The 24,270-nt window shown below is 49.0% G+C and carries 23 protein-coding genes; 21 read left to right on the plus strand and 2 right to left on the minus strand.

Features of this window, described 5'->3' with window-relative positions; translation table 11 throughout:
• Positions 1 to 13: 13 nt before the first annotated feature.
• The 9 genes from cysE (at position 14) to iscX (ending at position 7,035) form a co-directional block, all read left to right on the plus strand.
• Positions 14 to 820: a serine O-acetyltransferase gene (gene cysE / locus ACO6V5_RS04015; RefSeq protein ID WP_422134240.1), complete on the plus strand. Its 807-nt coding sequence runs from the start codon at positions 14 to 16 to the stop codon at positions 818 to 820.
• 402 nt (positions 821 to 1,222) lie between these two features.
• Positions 1,223 to 1,699, plus strand: a complete 477-nt coding sequence (gene iscR, locus ACO6V5_RS04020) for a Fe-S cluster assembly transcriptional regulator IscR (RefSeq protein WP_422134239.1) — start codon at positions 1,223 to 1,225, stop codon at positions 1,697 to 1,699.
• 84 nt (positions 1,700 to 1,783) lie between these two features.
• On the plus strand, positions 1,784 to 2,998 hold the full coding sequence (locus ACO6V5_RS04025; RefSeq protein WP_422134238.1) for an IscS subfamily cysteine desulfurase: 1,215 nt from the start codon (positions 1,784 to 1,786) through the stop codon (positions 2,996 to 2,998).
• Positions 2,999 to 3,025: 27 nt separating this feature from the next.
• Entirely contained in the window at positions 3,026 to 3,412 is a 387-nt protein-coding gene (gene iscU, locus ACO6V5_RS04030) for a Fe-S cluster assembly scaffold IscU (protein WP_422134237.1), read from the plus strand.
• 54 nt (positions 3,413 to 3,466) lie between these two features.
• Entirely contained in the window at positions 3,467 to 3,790 is a 324-nt protein-coding gene (gene iscA, locus ACO6V5_RS04035; protein ID WP_317142071.1) for an iron-sulfur cluster assembly protein IscA, read from the plus strand.
• Positions 3,791 to 3,997: 207 nt separating this feature from the next.
• Positions 3,998 to 4,540 carry a Fe-S protein assembly co-chaperone HscB gene (gene hscB, locus ACO6V5_RS04040; protein ID WP_422134236.1) on the plus strand — a complete coding sequence of 181 codons (543 nt, stop codon included), beginning with the start codon at positions 3,998 to 4,000 and terminating at the stop codon, positions 4,538 to 4,540.
• A 9-nt stretch (positions 4,541 to 4,549) separates the two neighbouring features.
• Positions 4,550 to 6,415, plus strand: a complete 1,866-nt coding sequence (hscA, locus tag ACO6V5_RS04045) for a Fe-S protein assembly chaperone HscA (RefSeq protein ID WP_422134235.1) — start codon at positions 4,550 to 4,552, stop codon at positions 6,413 to 6,415.
• Positions 6,416 to 6,418: 3 nt separating this feature from the next.
• Positions 6,419 to 6,757, plus strand: coding sequence for an ISC system 2Fe-2S type ferredoxin (gene fdx / locus ACO6V5_RS04050; RefSeq protein ID WP_422134234.1), 339 nt, complete (start codon positions 6,419 to 6,421; stop codon positions 6,755 to 6,757).
• 83 nt (positions 6,758 to 6,840) lie between these two features.
• On the plus strand, positions 6,841 to 7,035 hold the full coding sequence (gene iscX, locus ACO6V5_RS04055) for a Fe-S cluster assembly protein IscX (RefSeq protein WP_422413458.1): 195 nt from the start codon (positions 6,841 to 6,843) through the stop codon (positions 7,033 to 7,035).
• 46 nt (positions 7,036 to 7,081) lie between these two features.
• On the opposite strand, the gene ACO6V5_RS04060 is transcribed toward iscX, so the two are convergent.
• A complete protein-coding gene (locus ACO6V5_RS04060) occupies positions 7,082 to 8,326 on the minus strand; it encodes a serpin family protein (RefSeq protein WP_422413460.1) in 1,245 nt (414 codons plus the stop codon).
• Between the two features lie 446 nt (positions 8,327 to 8,772).
• On the opposite strand from ACO6V5_RS04060, the gene ndk reads away from it, so the two are divergent.
• From ndk to ACO6V5_RS04120, 12 genes are all read left to right on the plus strand, one after another.
• Positions 8,773 to 9,204 (plus strand): nucleoside-diphosphate kinase, encoded by a 432-nt coding sequence (gene ndk, locus ACO6V5_RS04065; RefSeq protein WP_422134231.1) that lies wholly within the window; start codon positions 8,773 to 8,775, stop codon positions 9,202 to 9,204.
• Between the two features lie 289 nt (positions 9,205 to 9,493).
• Complete coding sequence (rlmN, locus tag ACO6V5_RS04070; protein WP_422134230.1) at positions 9,494 to 10,642, plus strand: 23S rRNA (adenine(2503)-C(2))-methyltransferase RlmN; 1,149 nt, start codon at positions 9,494 to 9,496, stop codon at positions 10,640 to 10,642.
• A 143-nt stretch (positions 10,643 to 10,785) separates the two neighbouring features.
• Positions 10,786 to 11,544, plus strand: coding sequence for a type IV pilus biogenesis/stability protein PilW (gene pilW / locus ACO6V5_RS04075; RefSeq protein ID WP_422134229.1), 759 nt, complete (start codon positions 10,786 to 10,788; stop codon positions 11,542 to 11,544).
• A complete protein-coding gene (locus ACO6V5_RS04080; protein WP_422134228.1) occupies positions 11,534 to 12,508 on the plus strand; it encodes a helix-turn-helix domain-containing protein in 975 nt (324 codons plus the stop codon). The genes pilW and ACO6V5_RS04080 overlap by 11 nt, the downstream gene beginning before the upstream one ends.
• Positions 12,509 to 12,700: 192 nt before the next feature.
• Positions 12,701 to 13,981, plus strand: coding sequence for a histidine--tRNA ligase (hisS, locus tag ACO6V5_RS04085; protein WP_422138302.1), 1,281 nt, complete (start codon positions 12,701 to 12,703; stop codon positions 13,979 to 13,981).
• Positions 13,982 to 13,984: 3 nt separating this feature from the next.
• Positions 13,985 to 14,650 (plus strand): YfgM family protein, encoded by a 666-nt coding sequence (locus tag ACO6V5_RS04090; protein WP_422413284.1) that lies wholly within the window; start codon positions 13,985 to 13,987, stop codon positions 14,648 to 14,650.
• A 3-nt stretch (positions 14,651 to 14,653) separates the two neighbouring features.
• The gene (gene bamB, locus ACO6V5_RS04095) at positions 14,654 to 15,808 is read left to right on the plus strand and encodes an outer membrane protein assembly factor BamB (protein ID WP_422134225.1); all 1,155 of its coding nucleotides are present in this window, start codon (positions 14,654 to 14,656) and stop codon (positions 15,806 to 15,808) included.
• 224 nt (positions 15,809 to 16,032) lie between these two features.
• Entirely contained in the window at positions 16,033 to 17,499 is a 1,467-nt protein-coding gene (gene der / locus ACO6V5_RS04100) for a ribosome biogenesis GTPase Der (protein WP_422134224.1), read from the plus strand.
• A gap of 215 nt (positions 17,500 to 17,714) precedes the next feature.
• Complete coding sequence (locus ACO6V5_RS04105; protein ID WP_422134223.1) at positions 17,715 to 18,176, plus strand: PaaI family thioesterase; 462 nt, start codon at positions 17,715 to 17,717, stop codon at positions 18,174 to 18,176.
• A complete protein-coding gene (locus ACO6V5_RS04110) occupies positions 18,173 to 18,622 on the plus strand; it encodes a PaaI family thioesterase (RefSeq protein WP_422134222.1) in 450 nt (149 codons plus the stop codon). Before ACO6V5_RS04105 ends, ACO6V5_RS04110 begins: the two co-directional genes overlap by 4 nt.
• 316 nt (positions 18,623 to 18,938) lie before the next feature.
• Entirely contained in the window at positions 18,939 to 19,946 is a 1,008-nt protein-coding gene (locus ACO6V5_RS04115) for an Asd/ArgC dimerization domain-containing protein (RefSeq protein WP_422413287.1), read from the plus strand.
• A gap of 401 nt (positions 19,947 to 20,347) precedes the next feature.
• The gene (locus tag ACO6V5_RS04120) at positions 20,348 to 22,756 is read left to right on the plus strand and encodes a FimV/HubP family polar landmark protein (protein WP_422441866.1); all 2,409 of its coding nucleotides are present in this window, start codon (positions 20,348 to 20,350) and stop codon (positions 22,754 to 22,756) included.
• 246 nt (positions 22,757 to 23,002) lie between these two features.
• On the opposite strand, the gene ACO6V5_RS04125 is transcribed toward ACO6V5_RS04120, so the two are convergent.
• Entirely contained in the window at positions 23,003 to 24,262 is a 1,260-nt protein-coding gene (locus ACO6V5_RS04125; protein WP_422138298.1) for a hypothetical protein, read from the minus strand.
• Positions 24,263 to 24,270 lie beyond the last annotated feature (8 nt).

A 24,270-nucleotide genomic window follows, 5' to 3' on the forward strand; every position in this document is an offset into this window, starting at 1 on the left:
GACGAATTGACCCATGTTTGAACGTTTAAAAGAAGACATAAGAACGGTCATGATGCGTGATCCGGCTGCCCGGAGCACCTTTGAAGTTCTTACCAACTATCCGGGGCTTCATGCTTTGTTGTTGCATCGTGCAGCGCATAAAATCTGGAAGTCCGGTTTCTGCTGGTTGGGCCGATCGCTGTCTACATTCAGTCGCTGGTTAACTGGTATAGAAATACATCCTGGTGCCAGCATTGGTCGACGTTTTTTTATAGATCATGGAATGGGTGTGGTGATCGGCGAAACGGCCATCATTCACGACGATGTGACTCTCTATCACGGTGTGACGCTGGGAGGAACTTCGCCGAATAGAGGTAAAAATCACCCTTCGAATCAGGGTAAGCGTCATCCGACACTTATGGAGGGAGTTGTGGTTGGTGCAGGTGCCAAGGTGTTGGGTCCCTTTATTGTTGGCGCAAATGCCAAAATTGGTTCCAACTCGGTGGTGGTTCGTGAAGTGCCTGAAGGTGCTACGGTGGTTGGCATACCGGGGCGTATCGTCAAAAAGCGTGAAGAAGTGGATTCTCGGCGCCAGAAAATGGCGGAAAAGATAGGTTTTGATGCCTATGCAGTGACAGAAGATATGCCGGATCCTACCGCAAACGCTATATCTGCGATGCTGGATCATATGCAGGCAGTGGATAGTCGTATAGAAGAGCTCTGTATGACGCTCAGGGAGCGTGGGCTTGATTGTGGTGACAAGCAGCTGCCTGAATTAAGAAAAGAAGATTTTGCCAGCGTAAAATCAGGCACGGAGGGTGAAGTGCTTACGCATCCATAATTTGCTTGGATGCGGGGTGCTGCTTGTATACAATAGCGTCGGCTTGCAGGTCGCTGAGTTTTTTAATGGTGCTTTCGTTAGTAACGTTTCCAGATGGTTGAGCAACAGGTCCTTAATTCAGATGATCTTTTTCGGTTGGCTTGATCTCGACTTCGCCTGATCCCTCTCTGAACCCCTCTCCTCGCAATGGCTGGCTTAAGGCCAAAGCAGGGCTCTCGGACTATTATTTATAATACTTGACTAAATTACTAGGGTATTTCATAATTCGCACGAATACTGATCCTGTGATGGTTTTATTACGTATGCAGGATAGGGCTGCTGTCTGGACAAGCAGCAAAAACAGTAGATTGGATTCTTTTGATAACACCGGCTCTGGTCGGCTAGTTCGGAGATATTGCCAGCATGCGATTAACAACGAAAGGGCGTTATGCCGTGACCGCTATGTTGGATCTGGCTCTTCATGCTGGAGAAGGGCCTATAGCACTGGCTGATATTTCCGATCGTCAGGGTATCTCTCTATCCTACCTGGAGCAGCTGTTTTCTCGTCTCCGTAAGGGGGACCTGGTATTCAGTGTTCGGGGGCCCGGAGGTGGTTACCGCCTGAGTCGTGATATTGATGAAATCTATGTGGCAGAAGTGATTGATGCGGTTAATGAGTCGGTTGATGCCACACGATGTCATGGCAGTGGTTCCTGCCAGAAAGGGGCTAAATGCCTTACCCATGACCTCTGGCATGATCTTAGCCAGCAGATCCACGAATTCCTCAGTGGTATCAGTCTTGCTGAACTCGTAGCCAGACGTGAAGTTCAGAGTGTTGCGATCCGTCAGGATGAGCAGCAGGGACTGAAAAACAAGAGCGCGATCAATAGCCTTCTTTGATGAGGGAGGGCAGTTGATCGCAGGGACAAACAGCCTTGAGTGACTCGAACAACACCAATGTCCGAGCGCCTGGAGATGTACGGGATGAAACTACCTATATACCTGGATTATTCAGCAACAACACCCTGTGATCCGCGTGTTGCTGAGAAGATGAGTCAATGCCTGTTGTCTGAAGGCAATTTCGGTAATCCTGCATCCCGTTCACATGTATTTGGCTGGAAGGCAGAAGAAGCCGTTGAAAATGCTCGTAGACAGGTTGCGGATCTGTTGAATGCTGACCCCCGTGAAATTGTCTGGACTTCAGGTGCCACAGAGTCTGACAATCTCGCCATTAAAGGCGTAGCGCACTTTTACAGCAAGAAGGGTAAGCACGTCATTACTTCCAGGATTGAACACAAGGCGGTTCTGGATGCCTGTCGTCAGTTAGAGCGTGAAGGCTATGAGGTGACTTACCTCGAGCCAGATTCTCAGGGGATGATTACACCCGAGCAGGTAAGCAGTGCATTGCGTGAAGACACTGTTCTGGTCAGTCTCATGCACGTCAATAATGAAATTGGTGTGGTCACAGATATCGCAGCCATTGGCGAAATTACCCGAGCCAACAAGGTTTTGTTCCACGTTGATGCTTCGCAGAGTGCGGGTAAGCTGCCTATTGACCTGGCCAGTCTCAAAGTGGATCTGATGTCTTTATCGGCTCACAAAATGTATGGCCCTAAAGGTGTGGGCGTGCTGTACGTGCGTCGTAAGCCGCGCGTTCGTATCGAGGCTCAAATTCATGGTGGCGGTCATGAGCGTGGAATGCGTTCAGGTACTCTTGCTACACACCAGCTCGTCGGCATGGGTGAAGCTTGTCGTATCGCCAAAGAAGAGATGGCTGTTGATAACGAGCACAGCCTGAAGCTGCGTCAGCGCTTTATGAACAGTATTGCAGATATGGAAGAAGTCCATGTCAATGGCAGTCTTGAACACCGTGTTGCCGGTAATCTCAATATCAGCTTTGCCTTCGTAGAAGGTGAGTCCCTGATTATGTCTCTGAAAGATATTGCTGTCTCTTCCGGGTCGGCCTGTACTTCAGCCAGTCTGGAACCGTCTTATGTGCTGCGTGCGCTGGGCGTCAGCGATGAGCTGGCACACAGTTCCCTGCGTTTCAGCTTTGGTCGTTTCACAACCGCTGAAGAGGTAGATCATGCCGTTGCCCAGGTAAGAGAGGCTGTAGGAAAACTGCGTGAACTTTCACCTCTTTGGGATATGTACAAGGATGGCGTAGATCTGAGCACTGTTCAGTGGGTAGCACACTAATATCGAACCGGGTGGGAGGAAAATATCATGGCATACAGTGAAAAAGTAATCGATCACTACGAGAATCCCCGTAATGTCGGCAAACTAGACGACAAATCTGACAAGGTAGGTACGGGTATGGTCGGTGCGCCCGCCTGTGGTGATGTAATGCGTCTTCAGATTCAGGTTAGCGATGAGGGTGTGATTGAAGATGCTCGCTTCAAAACCTATGGATGTGGTTCTGCTATTGCCTCCAGCTCTCTGGCAACAGAGTGGATGAAAGGCAAGACGCTGGATCAGGCAGCAGAAATTAGAAACACAGATATTGCTGAAGAGTTGGCGCTTCCCCCTGTGAAGATCCACTGTTCAGTGTTGGCTGAAGATGCAATCAAGGCTGCAATCGACGATTATCGTACCAAACACGGCGGGTCATAAGGTTGGTGATATTCCATTGACCTGCTGGATTTATGTATTGAGTTGGAGTATTTCATGGCGATCACCATGACGAAAGCCGCAGCCCGGCATGTAAGGGATCAGCTGAAGAAGCGCGGCAGGGGTCTCGGTATTCGTGTAGCGGTGCGAACTTCTGGCTGTTCGGGCATGGCTTATGTGCTGGAGTTCGTGGATGAAACTGCCAAAGACGAGCTGTCTTTTAAAAGTCAGGGTGTCTACATATACTCGGATCAGAAGAGTCTGGTCTACCTTGATGGCACTGAGCTTGATTTTGTCAGGGAAGGTTTGAACGAGGGTTTTCAATTCAACAACCCCAATGCAGCCAGCGAGTGTGGTTGTGGTGAGAGCTTTAACGTTTGAACTTTGACGTACAGTGATACCCATGCAGCCTGACCCTCGTTCCTTTTACAATGCATTAAAAAGTCTTTTATCACGTGAGTGGTGAAAGACTTTTTGACATTGAGAGAGAGTTGTAATAAAGGCTGCGTAATGAATAAGTTTCGGGATTTCTGGTATTTTATTTGTTGATGGAATTCCGGCCTTCACCTATTTGGAATGTTCGGTATCGTGGTCGATTTAACCAAGAATTTTTTCGAGTTGTTTCAGTTGCCTGTCGAATTTCAGGTCGATCAGGCGTTGTTATCCGAGCGATATCGCGAATTGCAAAAGTCGGTTCATCCTGACCGGTTTGCCGGGGAAGATGAGCGTCAGCAAAGGTTGGCGGTTCAGTATGCGGCCTATGTTAATGAAGGGCTCGAAACACTGAAGTTGCCTCTCAATCGCTCACTTTACCTACTGGATCTGGCTGGCCATTCTGTTGATCTTGAAAATAATACGATTATGGACACGGCCTTCCTGATGGAGCAGATGGAGCTGAGAGAAGCTGTCAGCGAAATTCGTGAACATCAGGATCCTGAGTCTGAACTGGATCGGCTGATGGCTCAGGTGGACCAATCTGTAACGGATTATCAAAACGAATTTGCCTCTCTCTGGCAAAAGGGCGATGAGGCTTCTCTGGAGCAGGCTGCGGCTGTCGTTCAAAAAATGCAATTCATGGTTAAGCTGTCTATCGAACTGGAACAGCTGGAAGCCGAGCTCCTGGATGATTGAGAATCGAATATGGCACTTCTTCAGATATCTGAACCCGGGCAGGCTCCGGAACCTCATCAGCAAAAACGTGCAGTAGGCATCGATCTGGGAACGACCAACTCCCTGGTAGCGACCATTCGATCCGGCTCTGTGGAAACATTACCGGATCACGAAGGCCATCATATTCTGCCCTCAATAGTCCGATACGCAGACCAGGGTATCGAGGTGGGGCTGGCTGCGAAACCTTACGTCGTAGAGGATTCCCTGAATACCATTGTCTCAGTTAAGCGACTGATGGGGCGCGGTCTGGAAGATGTCAGCACACTGGGTGAGGTGATGCCTTATCACTTCACACAATCAGAAAGCAGTATGCCTTTGATAGAAACCCGTCGGGGTGCTGTCAGTCCGGTTGAAGTGTCTGCTGAAATTCTTCGTTCATTATCAGAGCGTGCCAGGGAAAGCCTGGGTGGTGAGCTGGATGGTGCGGTCATTACCGTGCCTGCTTATTTTGATGATGCACAACGACAGGCAACTAAATATGCAGCCAGGCTGGCAGGTTTACATGTATACCGTCTTTTGAATGAGCCCACTGCAGCTGCTGTTGCCTACGGACTGGATGACGGGGCTGAAGGGGTTATTGCTGTCTTTGACCTGGGTGGTGGTACCTTCGATATTTCTGTGCTCAGGTTGAAGAAAGGCGTGTTTGAAGTCATGGCTACGGGTGGAGATACAGCCCTGGGTGGTGATGATTTTGACAAAGCCGTTGCCCATTGGATTCTGGAGTCTGCTTCTGTTTCTGAAGCGGAACTTGACAGCGGGCTTTTCAGGGCCGTAATGACAGAGGCCTGCAGGGCTAAAGAAGCCCTGACTGACCTGGATAGCGTCCCCGTCGCCTTTGCTGGCTGGCAGGGTGAGCTGAGCCGTGTTCAGTTTAATGGGCTGGTTAAGCCACTGGTTTCCAGAACCATCAGAGCATTCAAACGAACCCTGCGTGATGCAGGCGTTAAGGCGGCTGACATTCGTGAAGTGGTTATGGTGGGTGGTTCTACCCGTGTACCCTTTGTTCGAGAGTCTGTGGCTGAATTTGTCGGCAAGCAACCCCTGACGTCTATTGATCCGGATCGGGTTGTAGCAATGGGCGCTGCGCAACAGGCCAATGTTCTGGCAGGGAACAAGTCTGCTGAAGAAATGTTGCTGCTGGATGTTATTCCTCTTTCGCTCGGTCTGGAGACCATGGGCGGATTGATGGAAAAAGTCATTCACAGAAATACCACTATTCCGGTCAGTAGGGCCCAGGAGTTTACAACCTATAAAGAAGGCCAGGCCGCAATGGCCATACAGGTTCTGCAAGGTGAGCGGGAGCTGGTGAGTGATAATCGTTCGCTGGCTCGCTTCGAGTTGCGCGGTATTCCACCACTGCCTGCCGGTGCTGCCAAGATTCGTGTGACTTTCCAGGTTGACGCGGACGGCCTGCTGGATGTTTCAGCGGAAGAAATGGCTACGGGTGTTAAAAGCAGTGTACAGGTCAAGCCCTCATTTGGTCTGACCGATGATGAAATCGCCCGTATGCTGAAAGAGTCCGTGAGTAGTGCTGTTGAAGACAGGGATGCCAGAAAACTGAGGGAGCAGGAAGTAGAGGCTGATCGTTTGACAGAAGCTCTGACAACGGCACTTAAAGCCGACGGGCGTGAACTGCTGAGTGAAGATGAATTTAACCGCCTGGTGGCTGATCTGGAACAACTCGGAACTGTAAGGCGTCTGGGGGATGCCGATGCCATCAAGCTTGAAATAGAACGTATCAGTAAGGCCACTGATGAGTTTGCTGCCCGTCGAATGAATTCGGGTATACGAAAAGCACTCTCGGGTCATAAGATTGACGAATTCAAGGAGTCCTGAACAATGCCGCAAATCGTATTTCTGCCCCATGATGAAATCTGTCCGGAAGGGGCTGTGATTGAAGCTGAGGCGGGGGTGACCGTATGTGATGCGGCTCTGGCTAATGGTATTGAGATTGAGCATGCCTGCGAAAAGTCCTGTGCCTGTACCACCTGTCATGTTGTTGTTCGTGAAGGTTTTGACAGTATGGAAGAAGCTGATGAGCTGGAAGAAGATCTGCTCGACAAGGCCTGGGGTCTGGAGCCTGAATCTCGTTTGAGCTGTCAGGCGGTGGTTGCTGAAGAGGATCTGGTGGTAGAAATACCCAGGTACACGCTAAACCAGGTGTCAGAGAAACACTGATCCTGATGTGTTTTCGCTACAGAGGCTCCAATGAGTCTCTTTCTTTCCATAGAGTGGATCATCGAATAGGAGGAAGAAAGGCAATGAGATGGACAGATGTTTTCGACATTGCTGCTGAGCTGGTCGATGCCCATCCGGATGTTGATCCAAAATTTGTCAATTTTGTTGATCTGAGAGGCTGGGTGATGGCTCTGGAAGATTTTGATGATGATCCAGAGCGTTGTGGGGAAAAGATTCTGGAAGCAATTCAGGCGGCCTGGATAGAAGAGCATGAGTGACCAGCCCGATGAGAGCTTTTAGCAATGATTGATTCTATTCTTCCAGTTAACGATAGTTAAGGTCTTCAGGGTGAAGTATCTGCCCGATAAAGAGTATTCTCTCTGTTTTCTTATGTCGTAATATATAAAGAAATGGCCTGTTAAAATTAATTTTGATATTTTTTCTGATACCATCGACAAACATAGTTTGAGTGACTGCTGAAGCTTCAGTCCCTAATTCGTTGACTTTTATGGCGCAATTTTGTTGAACACCGCTTAAAAAGATCTCTTTCGAAGAACCCACTAGCATGCCACCTAAATTGACTCTGCCTTGCTCAAACAAACATCCCAGACCCGTGTTTTGTAAGGCGGAATACAAGTCACTTTTGGAACGGGTCTCAAAAGCGGGTAAAGTAAGATCCACTTCTGGTACAGTTTGTATTGACGCAAGTAAATTGGCCATTAATCCAGTGGATATTCCTGAAACTGCTGTTCCTTCCGGGGGTAAAACCAGAACCATTTCATAGTTACCCCGGTAGGGAACCGTTACTGCTTGCCACTCATTGTGGGTAGCGTACCCTGTGTGTTGTATTTCCTGATGTAAAACTCTTCTGAGATGCACTCTTCCGTTTGCTAAAGTAAACATTCCTCCTTCCTGTTTACGATAAAAAGGTTGTTTCCACAGCCCTCTGAAGTAAACAGAATTGATGAGAATAAGTGCAGTCTCTGTGTTCCAATCATCAGCATTGCAAAAAGATCGAATCATGCCATGGGTTAAATAGCAGAACTCTTCGTTAAGATACCTTGCGAGTGCTTTCACGGATGGTCTGTTAGTAAAGTCTATATTCTCATGAACAATCGTATTCATCTTTTCAGCTTCCCTTCGATAGGTATCCTGAAGCTGGTGTCGGGAGGCCAATAATAAAGCGTTAGCTACAGAATAGACCTCGCCTCGCCCTGAACCGGCACATGGTTCTTCTGTTGTGGTGGGGAAAGCACAGCTTTCCAGAAATTTTGCGAGCAACTCCCGGGTGGTACCAGAGGCTCCCGCGAGTAGGGCCGACAGGGCGTGAAAAAGGCTGTCAGGGGAAAAAACAAAATTTGAATCTGGATGGGCCTGAGCTGCCAACATAAAAAGTCGCATCACCACTTCCACTTGTTGGGAGTGTTGTGTTGCTGGTTGAGTTACTGGATCTGGTGTCGTGCAGCTGGCGATAGGCGGATTGGCAGTTGGCAAGGACTTAGCTGGATAGTTAGCTGCCGGGTGGCAAACTGGGCAGACCAGAAAGACATCATCATTGAAAGCAGACATACACTCCTCGCATGTTTGGGGGGCGGCCCGAAGCGGAGGTGATGTTAATAAGAAACACAATGTCAATAGTGAAAGCTGTATTGCAGCGCATCGAGAGGAACGGTTGCTCAACTTATTTGTTAAAGTCAATTTTATGCCTGCCTTAGTGAGTGAGTTATTAAGCTTGAATAAATAGAAATGTTATGGCACTTGCGGGAGTGCGTAAGAATTGTAGACACACATTAGCTGCACTGCTGATCTCTCAAATGAGACAAGCGTGGTATTGGCGTTTTGAAATGCAATGATATGAGTTTGTTTTTTCTCTTGTATGATTTTTACGGATATGACTGACACAGGGATAGTGATCGTTTACAATGCCGACCAAGCTTCCCCAATGACTGGAGGTGGCGCATTGAATTATAAACTTGACCCTTAATGGGCCAATAAAAGAACATTTGGAGAGTGTAATGGCCGTAGAGCGCACTTTATCAATTATCAAGCCTGATGCCGTTGCTAAAAATGTCATCGGCGAGATATTTAGCCGCTTTGAAAAAGCCGGCCTGAAAGTTGTCGGAACCTGCATGGTTCATCTGAGCAAAGAGAAGGCAGAAGGTTTTTATGCAGAGCATAAAGAGCGTCCTTTCTTTAAGGATCTGGTCGCTTTCATGACGTCGGGTCCGGTCGTTGTGTCGGTTCTGGAAGGTGAGAATGCGGTCGCTCATCACCGTGAGCTGATGGGCGCTACCAACCCGGCCGAAGCCGCTGCGGGAACTATCCGTGCCGATTTTGCTCAGACTATTGATGAAAATGCAGTGCATGGTTCGGATTCTCCGGCTTCTGCTGCCAGAGAAGTGTCCTACTTCTTTGAAGATGCAGACGTTTGTCCTCGCACCCGATAATGACATAACGGGGCATTCTTTCTGCAACCTGAAATCAGGGGTAGGCGTATGCCCTGTATTTTTATCTATAAAAATGCCGTGGCTATTGTGGTTTAATAGCGCTCATGTTTTTATCGTGAATCATTTTTCATTGGCTCAGTGTCGACGACTTTTCTCTATAGTCAATCATGGCAGTTAGTGAGAATGCAGCCATTTCAGGTTTGCATTAAATTCCGGCGAGGGATAATGCGAGTCCACCCCATGGCTGTTGGGCGGCTTATAGCGCTCATGGCTTTTTGAGGTATTAAGAATGTCAGAATTAATCACCGTAAGCGCTGAGGCCGGTGAGGTTCAAAACACACCTGTTAACCTGTTGGATCTGTCCCGCAGCAAGATGGTGGATTTTTTTCTCAGCATAGGTGAAAAGAAGTTTCGTGCTGAGCAGATGCTCAAGTGGATTCACCACTTCGGCGTCGATAATTTTGATGAAATGACCAATATCAGCAAAACTCTCAGGCAAAAGCTGAAAGAGGTGGCTGAAATTCGTGGTCCCCAAGTCGTCAGTAGCCAGTTTTCTGAAGATGGTACCTGCAAGTGGGTGGTCAGAGTCGCTTCGGGCAGTTGTGTCGAGACAGTCTATATACCGGAAGGAAAGCGCGGCACCCTCTGTGTATCCTCCCAGGCAGGGTGTTCACTGGACTGCAGTTTCTGCTCCACCGGTAAACAGGGTTTTAACTCCGATCTCACTGTGGCGGAAATTATCGGTCAGGTCTGGATTGCCGCGCGTCACTTTAATAATGTTCCCGCAAAGAAAGATCGTTCTATCACCAACGTCGTAATGATGGGGATGGGTGAGCCTCTGATGAACTTTGACAATGTCGTTGATGCCATGAACCTGATGATGGATGACCTGGGTTATGGCCTGTCCAAGCGCAGGGTAACACTGAGTACTTCGGGGGTTGTTCCCGCCCTGCGTAAACTGGGTGAGGTGACCGATGTGTCACTGGCAGTGTCGCTTCATGCAGCTAACGATGAATTGAGAAATGTGCTGGTTCCGATTAACCGTAAGTATCCGTTGTCAGACTTGCTGGATGCGATCGAACAATATATGAGTGGGCTTCCAGACAAACGTGTCGTAACCATTGAATATACGCTGCTGGCGGGAGTGAATGATCAGCCTGAGCATTCCATTGAGCTGATTCAGTTGTTGAAGAATGTCCCCTGTAAAATCAACCTGATCCCCTTTAATCCGTTCCCGCATTCCGGTTATGAACGCCCCAGCAACAATGCTGTACGTCGCTTCCAGGAACAACTTCAGGAAGCCGGCTTTAATGTCACCGTGCGCAAGACTCGTGGTGACGATATTGATGCTGCCTGTGGCCAGCTGGTGGGGCAGGTTGCAGACAAAACACGAAGAAGTGAACGCTATATCGCTGCTCGTCAGGTAAATGTTGGCTGATCAGAGTATCCGGTTTCCAATTCATTGATTCTGGTAAAAGCCTGTTTGAGCTGAAAATTATGACCGCAGGGGCCAGATTTCTGTGGCCTCGACTATCCCGGTTCACTTACTATGTTCAAAATAATTAAAAAACGGGGAGAAGTATGATCGCAAAACTGGGAATCAGTGCAGTTTTGTTCAGTATCATCCTGAGTGGTTGTGTGACAACCGGCGGGCCTGAACCCGTCAATGAAGGTGAAGCTGTCCGTAGCTACCTTGAACTGGCCAGGGGGTATGTGCAACAGGGTCTAACCGAAAAGGCAGTCAAGCCGATTAATCGGGCGTTGGAGATCCAGCCCCGATCAGCCGATGCCTTCGGCATGCTTGGGTTGGTTTATCAGCTTCAGGGAGAAGCCAGCCTGGCAGAGACATCTTTCAGGAAAGCCCTGTCTTTTAATCCTGACTCTTCTGAAATCCACAATAACTTTGGTGTATTTCTCTTCAGTCAGAACCGCCTGAGTGAGGCTTACCGTGAATTTGAGCAAGCCGCCGGTGACGTTCGTTACAGTAGCCGCAGCCGAGCTTATGAAAACCTGGGGCTGGTGGCATTAAAACAAGGCCGACGATCTCTGGCTGCAGAGCATTTTGACAAAGCTCTGAAACTGAACAGTAATTTACCTCGTGCAAGTCTGGAATTAGCGGCGATACTTGAAGAGCAAGGCCAGTTTCGTGAAGCCTGGAAGTACTATCAGGTCTTTACCCGTCTTTCCCGTCAGAATGAGCGATCCCTGAGGCTGGGGGTTCGCTTGGCCAGAGTTAATGGCGATCAGGATGCTGCAGCCAGTTATTCTTTGCAATTAGGGCGTTTATTCCCTTCTTCCACTGGAGAGGGAGTGCGGAGTAGAAGCGGTTATGAGTACTGATGAGCAAAACAGCCAGGAAGACCAGGAGGAGGCTTCTGCTGTCGCTCCTGGTCAGTTACTGAGTGCTGGAAGGCAAAAAGCAGGTCTTTCAATAGGTGAGGCTGCAGACCTTTTGAAGTTGCCAGAGTCTTATATTCTGGCGTTGGAAAGTAATGAGTTTGAGACACTGCCAGGTCTGGTTTTTGCCCGGGGGTACGTCAGACGCTATGCCCGGGCTCTCGGATTGGATGGTGATGAACTGGTGGATCACTTTGATCGTTTCACCGGGCACAGTGGCGCCGAAACCCCTCATTTGAAAGCAGGTGCTCCATTGACAACCTGGCGTCCAATGTCTTCTTTTTTTGCCTGGGGAGCAAGCCTTCTCACGGTTATTCTGGTGGGGGCGGGCAGTTATTATGGATGGAATCTGGACAAACGTTCTGCTTCGCAATCGGAAGTGATTTTTCGGCAGCAGCCCTCCGTTGTTATCGAGTCGTCAGAAGATGTTTCTGAAGCAGAAAAAGTGATGCCCGTGCAGGTTGACTTTGATGATTCTGAAATGGAAGTGACAGAGCCTGAGAACGAATCAGAAAATGATGATATACCTGCGGTTGGTCAGGACAGTGAAGAACCTCTTGGTCAAACTGAACGGGTTCTTCCCGAAGTGGGCAGTTCTCTTTCCGATGTTGACGGCTCTCTCTCTGGTGCTGAGGGCTCTCTCTCCGACAATGGCTCCCCTGTCAGGCTGGCTATTGACTTTGTTGAGGACTGCTGGATTGAAGTCAAGGATATGAGTGGTCGTGCTCTCTATACCGATGTTCAGAGGGCAGGCTCAAACCTGGAGCTTGAAGTACCCTCATCCGTTCAGGTCCGCTTTGGGAATGTGAAAGGTGTGGCGGATCTAAAATTTGATGGCAAAAAAGTCGCGGTCAAGACGTCTGGCTCGGGTCGCAGGGTAGCAAGCCTGTTACTGAAAGCTGGCTGATTGAGAATCCGGTTCTGCGACAAGCCAGTCTGCCTATACTCAGGGCCCCGGAAAAGTTATAGTTGGCGCTTTTGTCGTTGGAATAAGCCTTTTTGAGCAATTTTTGCCGGTTGATAGTAATGCTTCAGGCATTATCTGCCATTATTACCTGCTCACCAACGTTCATTTAGAGGATTGAGAGGGCGTCAGAACTTGGCAAAGCAACTTCAAGCCATTCGCGGGATGAATGACATCCTGCCAGATCAGAGTCCTGCCTGGCAGTACCTGGAGTCCAGACTCCGTAACCTGATGGCGACTTACAGTTATCGCGAAATCAGGATGCCTGTGGTTGAGCCCGGTCCACTATTTAGCCGGGGCATCGGTGCAGGTACAGATATTGTAGAAAAGGAAATGTACACCTTCGAGGACCGCAACGGCGAGAGTCTCTCTCTGCGTCCCGAAGGGACAGCCGGTTGTGTTCGAGCCGGTATCCAGCACGGTTTGCTCTATAACCAGACACAAAGACTCTGGACTATGGGGCCTATGTTCCGTTATGAGCGTCCACAGAAAGGTCGTTATCGTCAGTTTCATCAGTTTAGTGTTGAAACCTTCGGCATGGCTGGCCCCGACATTGACTCGGAACTTATATTGTTGACTGCCAGACTCTGGAAAGAGTTGGGTATTGATCAGCATGTGCGTCTGGAACTCAATACTCTGGGTACGTTGGAAGCTCGGCAGAATTATCGTGAGGCTCTGGTCGAGTATTTATCCCGCTTCGAACAGGAATTGGATGAAGACAGTCGGAATCGTCTGGGTATCAATCCTCTGAGAATTCTTGACAGTAAAGATAAACGCACCCGGGAAATTGTTGCGGATGCACCGGTATTGCACGATTATCTGGACGCTGAATCGGCCGAACATTTTGAAACCCTGAAAAGTATTCTTGATGCGGCAGGGATTTCTTATGTCGTTAATCCACGTCTGGTGCGCGGGCTGGATTACTATAGCCGGACCGTGTTTGAATGGATAACAGACAGTCTTGGCGCACAGGGAACCGTTTGCGGTGGTGGCCGTTACGATGCTCTGGTTGAACTGCTGGGTGGCAAGCCAACCCCGGCAGTAGGATTTGCCATGGGGCTGGAACGCCTGGTACTGATGCTGGAAACGTTGAATCTGATTCCCGAGTCGGTTCAAAAGACAGTTGATGTCGCTGTGGTCACCCGTGGAGAGGGTGTCAGTGCTAAAGCTCTGCCCCTGATTGAGCAAATAAGAACAGCGGTTCCGGATGTGCGCATTCTGGTCAATTGCGGTGGAGGCTTTAAAGGACAGATGAAAAGGGCCTTTAACAGCGGAGCTGACTTCGCCTTCATCATTGGAGAAGATGAGTTGGCCAGTCAGTCGGTAACCGTTAAGTCTCTGTCAATAGATGGTGAGCAGGAAAGCATGGATATTCCTGCTGTGGTTGAATTTTTGAAAAAGCGAATTCAGGAGTAAAGAGTGAGCCGTACAGATGAAGAAGAAGTAGAACTGCTTAAGAACCTCTGGCAGGAATACGGCAAGCCGGTTGTTGCTGGCGTTGCTATCACTGTCGTAGCTATTTTCGGCTACAAGGCTTACCAGAAGAATCAGCTGGAAACGGCAGCTGCTTCATCACAGCTTTATCAGAGCCTTCTGGAAGTCACTACTCAGGGGCAGTCGCTGTCAGAGCAACAGAAATCCACCGTTAAACACGTGGTGGAAACTCTGCAGTCTGATTACGAGAGCTCTGATTATGCGGCTCTTGCAACACTGCTTCAGGCCCGTGAACAGGTTCTGGATAATGATCTTGATGGTGCCCGTTCTTCCCTTGAATGGGTGCTGGCTCAAAAGCCCGATCTGGAAATTGAGCTGGTGACTCGTGCCCGACTGGCGCGAGTGATGCTGAGCCAGTCTGACGATAACGCACAAGCGGCGCTGGATGTTTTGGCCAAAGCCGATTCGGAAGCCGGTTTTGTAGCGACTATCGAGTCCGTTCGAGGCGATGCACATCTGGCAATGGGTCAGAGAGACAAAGCACGTGAATCCTATGAAAAGGCACTGGAAGCTGCCCGTACTAACGGAGAGTCCCGGCCTCTGCTGCAGTTCAAACTGGATGATCTGGCAGCTAACGTAAAAGAGGGCTAATGGATGGAGAGGATAATAAGATCACTGCTGATCGTTTCCCTGACGCTGGGGCTGGCTTCCTGTAGCCTGTTTTCCGATGACGAGGATATAGTACGCAAACCAAAGACCCTCACCGGGTTTGAGCCGGATATTGAATTGCAAGAGGTCTGGTCCAGAAGTATCGGTAAAGGTGTCGAAGACAGCTATGAGCGACTGGTGCCTTCTGTGTCAGGCGATGTGATTTATGCTGCAGGCGCTCAGGGTGATGTCATTGCCCTGAACCTTGAGACTGGTAAGGAGATTTGGAAGAAAAGTCTGGAATTAGCTGTCGGTGGTGGCATTACTGCTGACTTCGGGATACTGCTTCTGGGAACCCTGGATGGGCATGTCATTGCCCTGAAAGAGGAAGATGGCAGTGAGCTCTGGAAAGCCAGAGTAAGCAGTGAAGTGATTTCTTCTCCCCAAACCAACGGTCGTGTCGTCATGGTTCAGAGTATTGACGATACGATTACGGCTCTCGATGCTGAAACCGGCAAGGAGCTTTGGCATCAGGAAAACCTGCAACCTGCACTGACTTTGAGAGGCTCCAGTACGCCGCTTATTGAAGGCGAAGCGGTGTTTGTTGGGCTCTCCAATGGTGAGGCGAAGGCATTCAGGGTGAATGATGGTGGTCCTCTCTGGAACAGTCGGGTTTCTATTCCGAAAGGTTCTTCCGAGCTGGAAAGAATGGTCGACATTAAGGCGGAGCCACTGATCGTAGGTGACAACCTGTTTATGGTCAGCTTTCAGGGTAATGTAGCTGCCATGGATATGTACAGTGGCCGTGTCCGCTGGAGTCGGGAATTATCCAGCTACAAGTCGATTGCAGAAGGTTTCGGCTCCCTGTATCTGACGGATGACAGCAGTTATGTCAGTTCTCTGGATCAGCGTAGTGGTGCGGTCAGCTGGAGGCAGGATAAGCTGGAATATCGTTTGCTGACAGCGCCAACGACATACAGCAGCTATGTAGCTGTGGCTGATCTGGAAGGCTATGTTCATCTATTGTCTCAGGTTGATGGTGTTATGGCAGGTCGGTTCAAGGCCAGTTCATCAGCGATCAAAGCCCCTCCTGTGGTATCGGGTGACTTCCTCTTTGTGCTCAGTGCCGAAGGTACTTTGACTGCGCTCAACCAAAAATAATTTGCTGAATCAAACAGTGACTTTGGCAAAGGATTAAAGTCGGGCTGAATCTTGGAAGGTTCAGCCCTTTTTCTGTTATTTGAATGCTGGGAATCTGTTGCAATTGACCCGTCAAGGTCTGTCAGGACAGATTTCATGACAGACTGCTCCCACTTAAACGGCAGTTTGTCTGTAACTGGTTTAAAGTTTTGGGGGTATTCAATAGCCCCAGTGGAATGAAGTGTATGGTTCCTGTAATTGCCCTGGTGGGGCGTCCCAATGTTGGCAAGTCTACGCTGTTTAATCGTCTGACTCGCTCTCGTGATGCTCTGGTTGCCAATGTAGCCGGTCTTACCCGTGATCGTAAATACGGGGAAGGCAGAATGGGCTCCAGACCTTATATTGTTGTTGATACCGGTGGAATCAGCGGTGATGAGGAAGGCATTGATTCAGCTATGGCTGAACAGTCCCTGGCGGCCATCCGGGAAGCTGATATTGTTCTGTTCCTGGTCGATGCCAGAGCCGGATTGACTGCCGCTGATGAAATGATTGCTGGTCATCTGCGTAAGCAGAACAAGCAGTACCATCTGGTGCTTAACAAGACGGATACCGTTGATGCTGATCAGGCAGAAGCCGATTTTGCCATTCTTGGCTTTGGTGAAGCCTTCCATATTGCTGCTGTTCATGGCCGTGGTGTCAAAGGCATGATTGAAGGCGTTCTCGAAGAAGTGATGGGGCCAGAGTCCGATGAGTTTGAAGAAGATGAAGACGACCCGGAAACGGTCAAGGCCAGAGGTATCAGGATTGGCATTGTAGGACGACCCAATGTGGGTAAGTCGACACTGGTCAATCGTTTGCTGGGGGAAGAACGTGTTGTCGTTTATGATCAGGCCGGAACAACCCGCGACAGTGTTTACATACCTTATGAACGCTGGGGTCAGGATTACACTTTGATCGATACGGCAGGTGTTCGCCGCCGTGGTAAAGTCCATGAAGTGGCTGAAAAGTTCTCAGTAATTAAAACCCTTCAGGCTATTGAAGATGCCAATGTTGTGGTACTGGTTGTGGATGCCAGAGAAGGAATTGTGGAACAGGATCTGCATCTGCTGGGCTTTGTGCTGGAAGCTGGTCGTGCCGTTGTGATAGCCGTAAACAAGTGGGACGGCATGAAAGAAGAAGAGCGAAAAAAGGTTAAAGAAGAACTGTCCAGAAGGTTGGAGTTCATCAATTTTGCCCGTATTCACATGATCTCTGCCAAGCACGGAACCAATGTCGGTCATCTCTATGATTCTATTGATGAAGCCTATGAGTGTGCTACTCGCAAGCTGTCCACCAACCAGCTTACCCGAATTTTGGAAGATGCGACCAAGATTCACCAGCCACCGATGGTTCGAAACCGTCGTATCAAATTAAGGTACTGTCATGCGGGTGCCATGAATCCACCGACTATCATTATTCATGGTAATCAGACGGAAGAAGTTCCTGCTTCCTATAAGCGCTATTTGGAAAATACCTTCAGAAAGGTGCTAAAGATCATGGGAACACCCATTCGGATTGAATTCCGTTCTTCAGAAAACCCTTATGCAGAACGCAAAGCGGTTCACAAGAAGAGCTCTGGGGGTGAGCGGAAGGTAACTCACAAGCGTCGTGTTATTGAACTGAAAGGCAAGAGGAAGGATGATAAAAAGAAAAAACAAAAATCTCGCCGCTAGATAGACTACGTGGGCTGATAAAAAGCTGGGTGCAAGCGTTGCACTCAGGCCCATTCTCTTCAGTATTAAATGGATTTGCATCTGTAACATTCCGATTAACGACGATTTTCTCTCCTTTAGGGGGGCAAATCTTATAGCTGCCAGTAAATTAAACAGTTGTTTGAAAATGGTTATGCTGTACATTGGTACTTACTATGATTTGAGATTGCATTGACATGAATAGCGATGAGCAGATAGTAAGCATTGTTCAGCAGTTTTTCCAAGCAGTTCCCCATTGTCGTGTATTGGAGATGAAGCCGGAGCATGCCTCTTCTGAAGGTGTTGTCATTAACATGCCGTTTAGTGACGAACTGGAAGCCAACCCGGGAAGTGGAATCATTCATTCAGGTGCGATAACAACCCTGATGGATAGCGCTTTCGGTATAGCCGCCTGTATAAGTCTGCCAGGCTTTGAGACTTGTCCTACCATTGACCTGCGAATTGATCATCTGGGTTTTCCGGCTCCTTTCAAGCCGGTTCGCTGCTTTGCTGAAGCCTATCGGGTTACTAAAACCGTTGTCTTTACAAGAGGGGTAGTCTATCAGGGCAATCGTGACGAGCCTTTTGCGCACGGCGTGGGAACCTTTATGAGATCCGGGCGAACCTTGAGCCAAATGGCTAAGGGGTTGGCAAAATGAAGATTCAGAACGACTTTCGTGAGGTTCTGCTTCAGGCCAGAGCGACCAGTGATTACAGTTATCTGACGGAGCTCTTGCCCTACGCCAGGAAAATTGGCATGAGTTGCCAGTCTCTGGGTGATGATGCCCTTTTTGTTCTGCCTGAAAACAGAGATAACACGGGTAATCCGGTGTTACCAGCACTCCATGGTGGTGTGCTGGGTGGTTTTATGGAAATGTCGGCAGCCATTCACTTGATGTTGTTTATGGATGAGCCAAAAATTGCCAAGATTGTGGATTTTTCTATTGATTATTTAAGAAGCGCAAAAATTCAGGATGTTTTTGCAGAATGCGATGTGGTGAGACAGGGTAGCCGGATCGCCAATGTTGCGATCACCGCCTGGCAGAGCCGCAGGGAAATACCGGTGGCAACAGCAAGAGCACACTTTCGGCTTGATAGCTTATAAGTACTCAACCATACGAAATCATATTTTCTGACTTATTGTTCAGGCACTCGCGGCAACTGCTCCTGCGTTGCTCTAGCTCCTGCATCCATGCAGTCGTGATGCGTTGCAACTCTGGTCACATAGCATGCTATGTTCCCGTCGTTGCGCCTTGCAGAGCACCTACCCAATAAGCCAGAAATATTCGATTCCGTATGGCCGAGTATTTAGAACCTGATCTCATGAGCTCGGGCATGACTGCAATTCATGCCTGAGTGATGCTTTCCTGAATACTTCCTGATACATTTCCCGACAATTTTGTACAGATGCAGAGAAGCTCATGAGCGGAACCTTTGATTTAGCGATTTATGATGCACAGAGTCTTGCCGGGGAAGCAGTCTTGGCTATTCTGGAAGAGAGCCATTTAACCCCCGGAGTTGTCTATCCGCTGACAGGGCCTGAAGAGTCCAATACGCCTGGAGATGAGACTACAGTAGCTTTCAAAGGCGCTGAAGTCGATGTGATTAGTGCGTTGACGTTTCATTATGCCGATGCCGATCTTCTGATTATACCCGCTGGCTCACAAATTAATCCTGAGGTTCTGAATCTGGCCAGTGAGTGTGGCTGTCGTGTAGTTAATGGTGCTATTGGTGCCGAGGCCGAGATGTACCTGCCGGGTCTGTCTGATGCTGCGGAACTGTTAGGCTTGCAGGAGATCGCAATTCCTGCCAGTCCTGCTGCCCTGATGCTTCAGGTCATGAAGCCGCTTCAAGATGCAGTCGGCATTGATTCTATCAATGTCATGGCCAGCCTTTCACTGGCTGAAGCTGGTCAGAGAGGGATTGAAGAATTGCGTGGGCAAACGATTGATTTGCTCAGTGGCAAGCCAGTGAAGAAAAAGCTTTTTGAGCAGCGAATTGCTTTCAATGTCCTGCCGCAGGTGGGTGTCGTCACTGAGGCAGGTTTTACATTACCGGAGCGAATGATTGCTAAAGAACTCATGAAAGGGCTGGATCAGGATGATCTCAGGGTTAGTGCTACCTGTGTGCGTGTGCCTGTATTCTTTGGTGACAGCCTCGCAGTTCACCTGGATCTGGACCGTCCAGTTGATGAGCAGACTGTCAGGGATCTCCTTGCAGGGGTTGCTGGTATTGAGTTGGCGGCCGATGATGAAATGCCTTCTGTTGAAACTGTGGCAGGAAAAGATGTCATTGTCGTTGGTCGGATTCGTCAAAATCCGGATCATGCCGATCAAATATGTCTCTGGATTGTTGCTGATCCGGTGCGATGTGGCGCATTTCAGGCATTGGCAGTGGCAGAGATATTGCTAAAAGACTTTTTAAAATGATAACTTAGCTTAGAATAGTGACAGTTCCTTATTGAAATTGTCAGAATAATAAAAATTTTATCCTGAAGCCTTGCTTTGACTAGAGCAGCGTAGGGCTTCAGGTAATCAGGAACTGTTAGCCGTACCGGTTTTATGGCTATGAGTGATCATAGCTTTTGGTGTATTCCATGTTGGAGTACAGATTGGGCACCTGTCTTCTGTTTGAGGGTGCAGCACACATCTGGAAAGCTGTTTGTTATAAAAAGTGTCGTCAAAGAAAACTTCATGCCCCGAAAGGCGGGGGTTGAGAATAGTTGACGACCTGAATTGTTCAGTTTTTAACTCGGTTCTGCTTCTGGCTGTCGATGTAAGGTGTGTTTACGGGCGGGTTTTCTGATTCGTGCAGATAACAAGGACTCATAATGAAACTGCAAAAGCTTGTAGCAGCTATGGTCATATCAGGAGCAATGGGTTCCGGTCTGGCGAATGCACTGGGGTTGGGTGAAGTGCGCTTGAATTCTGCGCTCAATCAACCGCTGGATGCCGAGATTGAATTGCTGCAAGTCAGAGAGTTGACCCGGAACGAGATTCTGCCCAATCTTGCCAGTCGTGCAGATTTTCAACGGGCGGGGCTCGACAGGCCTTTCAGTCTGACTGGCCTGAATTTTAAAACCATTCTGAGAGAGGACGGTACGGGCTATATTCATGTCACCAGCAGTCAGGCGGTTCGTGAGCCCTTCCTTAATTTTCTGCTGGAAGTGCACTGGCCCAGTGGTCGCCTGCTCCGGGAATACACCATGCTGCTGGATCCGCCAGCCTTTAGCCAAGAGGCAGCGGCTCCGGTAAATCCTGCTTCTACCCAGACATACAACAGTGGTTTTCCTGAGCCTTCACGTGGTCAGAGTGTGAATCCGTTCGATCAGAGAGGGTACTCTGAGAGTCAATCTTCATCCTACCAGCCAGAAGAATCATCCAGGCCGATCCAGGTCAATCCGGTCAGGGAAGAGCCTGTTCGCACCGGTGTCCGTAGCTATTCTGGACCAGGCCAGCGAGATACTTATGAAGTGCAGCCTAATGATAGTCTCTGGAATATTGCCAGAAGTGTCAGGCCTGCCAGTGATCTGAGTATTCAGCAGACGATGCTGGCTCTGCAGAAAAAGAATTCACAAGCCTTTGTTCAAAATAACATCAACCGTCTTAAAAAAGGACAGGTGTTGCGCTTGCCTGACAGAGATGAAATTGCACAAGTGAGCTTTCAGGATGCTGTTAGTGAAGTGGCTCGACAGAATCGTGAGTGGCAGGCTCGTCTGGAGCAACTGGATGCAACACGACGCAGCTCAGCCGAGTCGGGTGGAGAAGGTGCTGGAAACAATGGGCGTTTGTCGATTGTTGCCACAGATAATAGCTCCGGTGCGGGCAGTGATCTGGGAAGAGGGTCTGCAGACACGGCAACCACGGCGCTTCAGAATGAGTTGGCAATGACTCGTGAGAAGATGGATAACCTGACTCGCGAGAATGAAGAGCTTAAAAGCCGTTTAAAAGATCTCGACGATCAGATCAGTACCCTGAAAAGACTGATAGATCTGAAAGATGATCAGATGGCCGCACTGACACAACAGCCTGCCGGGACACCAGCGCAAATAGCGCCAGAAACCAGGCCGCTTCCTGTGGCTGAGCAACCAGTACCAGAATCTGAGCCTGGCTTTCTGAGCTTCCTGTTTGGTCACCCTCTTTATCTGGTCTTGTCAGCTCTGCTGCCATTAGGTCTGATTGCGGCCCTGTTAGTTTACCGGCGTCGCAAGCAGGAAGAAGAGGACGAGATCGAAGTTGAGGAAGCGTCCAGCCTGGAGCCGATGTCGCTGATTCCTGATGAACCTCAACAGGATGATCAGGAAGAGTTCGAGCTGGATGAGACACTCGAAATCGATGAAGACAGTCTGCTTGAAGATGAAGAGCCAGAAGAGACGACTCAGCAGACCGAGGATGCAATCAGTGAAGCCGATATCTATATTGCCTACGGCAGATTTCCGCAAGCTGTTGAGCTTCTGGAAAAAGCCATTGCAAATGAGCCGGATCGTTCGGATCTGAGACTCAAGCTGCTGGAAGTTCATGCTGAAAATAATGATCTGGATAACTTTAAGGCAGCTCTGGCAGGTGTTGAGTCGCTGGATGATCAGGATGCCTTGCGTCAGGCTGATGCCTATAAAGCCCGGTTCCCGGCTGAAGCTTTCTTTGGAGATGTTACTCAACAAGCGGCTACTGAAGAGGCAGATGACGATTTTGAGCAATTCGACCTGAATGAAGCACTCAACGATGAAAGCGATGTTGATTCTGATGGCGAGCTGGGTGATTTGGAGTTTGATCTGGATGACCTGGAGTTCAATGATGAGCCTGCTGAGTCGGCTGATGATCTGGACTTCCAGCTGGATGATCTTGATCTGGAGCCAGAACAGGGCGAAGACGATACTTCTGAGGCACTTGAAGAACTGGAGCTGCCTTCAGAATCGGACGTAGCTGCTCAGGAAGCGGTTCCTGCTCCAGGCGATAATCTTGATGATCTGGAGCTTGAACTGGATGAACGCTATGCCGATGATGACGAACAGTCGCTGAGCTTCGATGATGGCCTGCCTGACCTGGAGTCGGTTCTGGAAGACGATGATCTGGAGTTCCTTTCTGATGACGATGAAGCAGCAACCAAGTTGGATTTGGCAAGGGCCTACATTGACATGGGTGATATAGAAGGTGCCAGGGACATTCTCCAGGAGGTGCTTGAGTCTGGCTCTGATGAGCAGAAGCAGGAAGCTCAGGCACTGATGGAGCAAGCGGTTTAACATTCCCCAGCCTCAATTCAATAACCAACAGGTTAGGTACTTAAAGCCCGGAATGGTTCACATCGGGCTTTTTTTTAGCCATCGGAATCAGGGTTGAAGCAACGCGACGAGTGTCTGTCAGAAGTTTAACCAGCATTGCAGCAAAGGCAAAAAAACAGACATTTTTTGCCCTGTTAAAAAATCCAGATAATATTTGAGCTGCCTGTTCATTCTGGAAGTGTCTTTTAATAGAGGCTGAAAGCTGGATCACTCTTTGCTTTCTTCTGAAGGGTTTAAGTCATTTTCATTCTGCTTTGTATCAGGAAGTTGCTTGCCTTTTCGATGCGCTTCTGTCTGATAGGGCAGCTGTTCACAGTTCTCGAAGGTTGTTCCACATGACTGTTGTTGATCATCCTCTCCGAGCGCTGGCTCATCATAAGTTTGTGACCCTGTGTGGAATCTTTTTTTGTGACGCTTGAGGGCTGAAGCGCTGACTGAGACCCGATCGCATCGGTGCTCCTTGCCATCCGCCCTGACCACTGTCTCGTTACAATGGTGTTGCTCGAAGAGACTGGATCTTCTTCTATTCAGACTGCTGACTGTGCTATGTAAGCGCTTGGGTTGCTTCTTGTAGGCTCTTCTTTGCTCCTGCGGTTCATTTTCCGGCTTGATAAACGATGCTGTAAGGGCGTACGGCTGAAGATCGTGCAGGGCTTGAATGAGATCACCCATTCGTGCGTATTGCTTGCTTTGTTCTGGTGTCACTGCAGTTTGGTTTGTTGGAGTTTCTGCGGCATTCAGCGACCTCTCTTCTGATGACTCGCCGCTATCAGATGATTGTCGTAGTTTACAAACGCCATTACAGGAGTCGACGTGACAATTTAAACCCAAAGTGTGCTGTTGTTGTTCGGGGCCTTTGTTGCCGTCACCGGAGCCCGAACGGTAGGTGAGAGTGGCTTTAAGCAGCGTGGTTGAATGAGAGGCTTGCTGACCGGGTGATGCTGATGGCTGGTTTGGTTCCTGGCTTTTTTGTTGACCACGTCCGGGGAGCATCATCGTGGTGATCACAAACGGATCATCCTGACTTGCCTGCAGTTGCCCTATCGGATTGAACAGCGGTGAATCGGTGTTCCAATAGCTTTGCAAAAGTGAGCCGACAGCGACAAGCGCTTCTGCAGGTACCCCTGAATAAGGTTTGGCGCTCAGCATAGCATCACTGGTGGTTATAATCAGTTCGTAAGCAACCAGAAAATGAGTGGCGTAAATCAATTTCCACGAGATCGACTCAAATAAGGAGGTTTTTACCCCGCAGCCAAGTCTGTCTGCTTTCTCTTCTGGCGGCAAAATTGCTTCTGCATAGTCGTTTATATCAGTAAGGTATGACGGGGTGCTCATTAAGGTGTGCGGGTCTTGCAGTATAGAAAAGCTGCCTGTTGGAGAGCTTTCATCCTGCTGCAACTCGACAACAAAGCCTCTTTTAAATGATTCGGCCTGGCAAATAGCGGGCAATGAGAGTAACAGCAGCATAAGACCTG

This window comes from Endozoicomonas sp. ALD068, assembly GCF_049310145.1.
In the GTDB taxonomy this organism is placed as follows: domain Bacteria; phylum Pseudomonadota; class Gammaproteobacteria; order Pseudomonadales; family Endozoicomonadaceae; genus Endozoicomonas_A.

Coding starts and splice junctions, on each gene's coding strand:
- cysE (WP_422134240.1), top strand. CDS start 14: ATGTTTGAACGTTTAAAAGAAGACATAAGAACGGTCATGATGCGTGAT.
- iscR (WP_422134239.1), top strand. CDS start 1,223: ATGCGATTAACAACGAAAGGGCGTTATGCCGTGACCGCTATGTTGGAT.
- ACO6V5_RS04025 (WP_422134238.1), top strand. CDS start 1,784: ATGAAACTACCTATATACCTGGATTATTCAGCAACAACACCCTGTGAT.
- iscU (WP_422134237.1), top strand. CDS start 3,026: ATGGCATACAGTGAAAAAGTAATCGATCACTACGAGAATCCCCGTAAT.
- iscA (WP_317142071.1), top strand. CDS start 3,467: ATGGCGATCACCATGACGAAAGCCGCAGCCCGGCATGTAAGGGATCAG.
- hscA (WP_422134235.1), top strand. CDS start 4,550: ATGGCACTTCTTCAGATATCTGAACCCGGGCAGGCTCCGGAACCTCAT.
- fdx (WP_422134234.1), top strand. CDS start 6,419: ATGCCGCAAATCGTATTTCTGCCCCATGATGAAATCTGTCCGGAAGGG.
- iscX (WP_422413458.1), top strand. CDS start 6,841: ATGAGATGGACAGATGTTTTCGACATTGCTGCTGAGCTGGTCGATGCC.
- ACO6V5_RS04060 (WP_422413460.1), bottom strand. CDS start 8,326: ATGTCTGCTTTCAATGATGATGTCTTTCTGGTCTGCCCAGTTTGCCAC.
- ndk (WP_422134231.1), top strand. CDS start 8,773: ATGGCCGTAGAGCGCACTTTATCAATTATCAAGCCTGATGCCGTTGCT.
- rlmN (WP_422134230.1), top strand. CDS start 9,494: ATGTCAGAATTAATCACCGTAAGCGCTGAGGCCGGTGAGGTTCAAAAC.
- pilW (WP_422134229.1), top strand. CDS start 10,786: ATGATCGCAAAACTGGGAATCAGTGCAGTTTTGTTCAGTATCATCCTG.
- ACO6V5_RS04080 (WP_422134228.1), top strand. CDS start 11,534: ATGAGTACTGATGAGCAAAACAGCCAGGAAGACCAGGAGGAGGCTTCT.
- bamB (WP_422134225.1), top strand. CDS start 14,654: ATGGAGAGGATAATAAGATCACTGCTGATCGTTTCCCTGACGCTGGGG.
- der (WP_422134224.1), top strand. CDS start 16,033: ATGGTTCCTGTAATTGCCCTGGTGGGGCGTCCCAATGTTGGCAAGTCT.
- ACO6V5_RS04105 (WP_422134223.1), top strand. CDS start 17,715: ATGAATAGCGATGAGCAGATAGTAAGCATTGTTCAGCAGTTTTTCCAA.
- ACO6V5_RS04110 (WP_422134222.1), top strand. CDS start 18,173: ATGAAGATTCAGAACGACTTTCGTGAGGTTCTGCTTCAGGCCAGAGCG.
- ACO6V5_RS04115 (WP_422413287.1), top strand. CDS start 18,939: ATGAGCGGAACCTTTGATTTAGCGATTTATGATGCACAGAGTCTTGCC.
- ACO6V5_RS04120 (WP_422441866.1), top strand. CDS start 20,348: ATGAAACTGCAAAAGCTTGTAGCAGCTATGGTCATATCAGGAGCAATG.
- ACO6V5_RS04125 (WP_422138298.1), bottom strand. CDS start 24,262: ATGCTGCTGTTACTCTCATTGCCCGCTATTTGCCAGGCCGAATCATTT.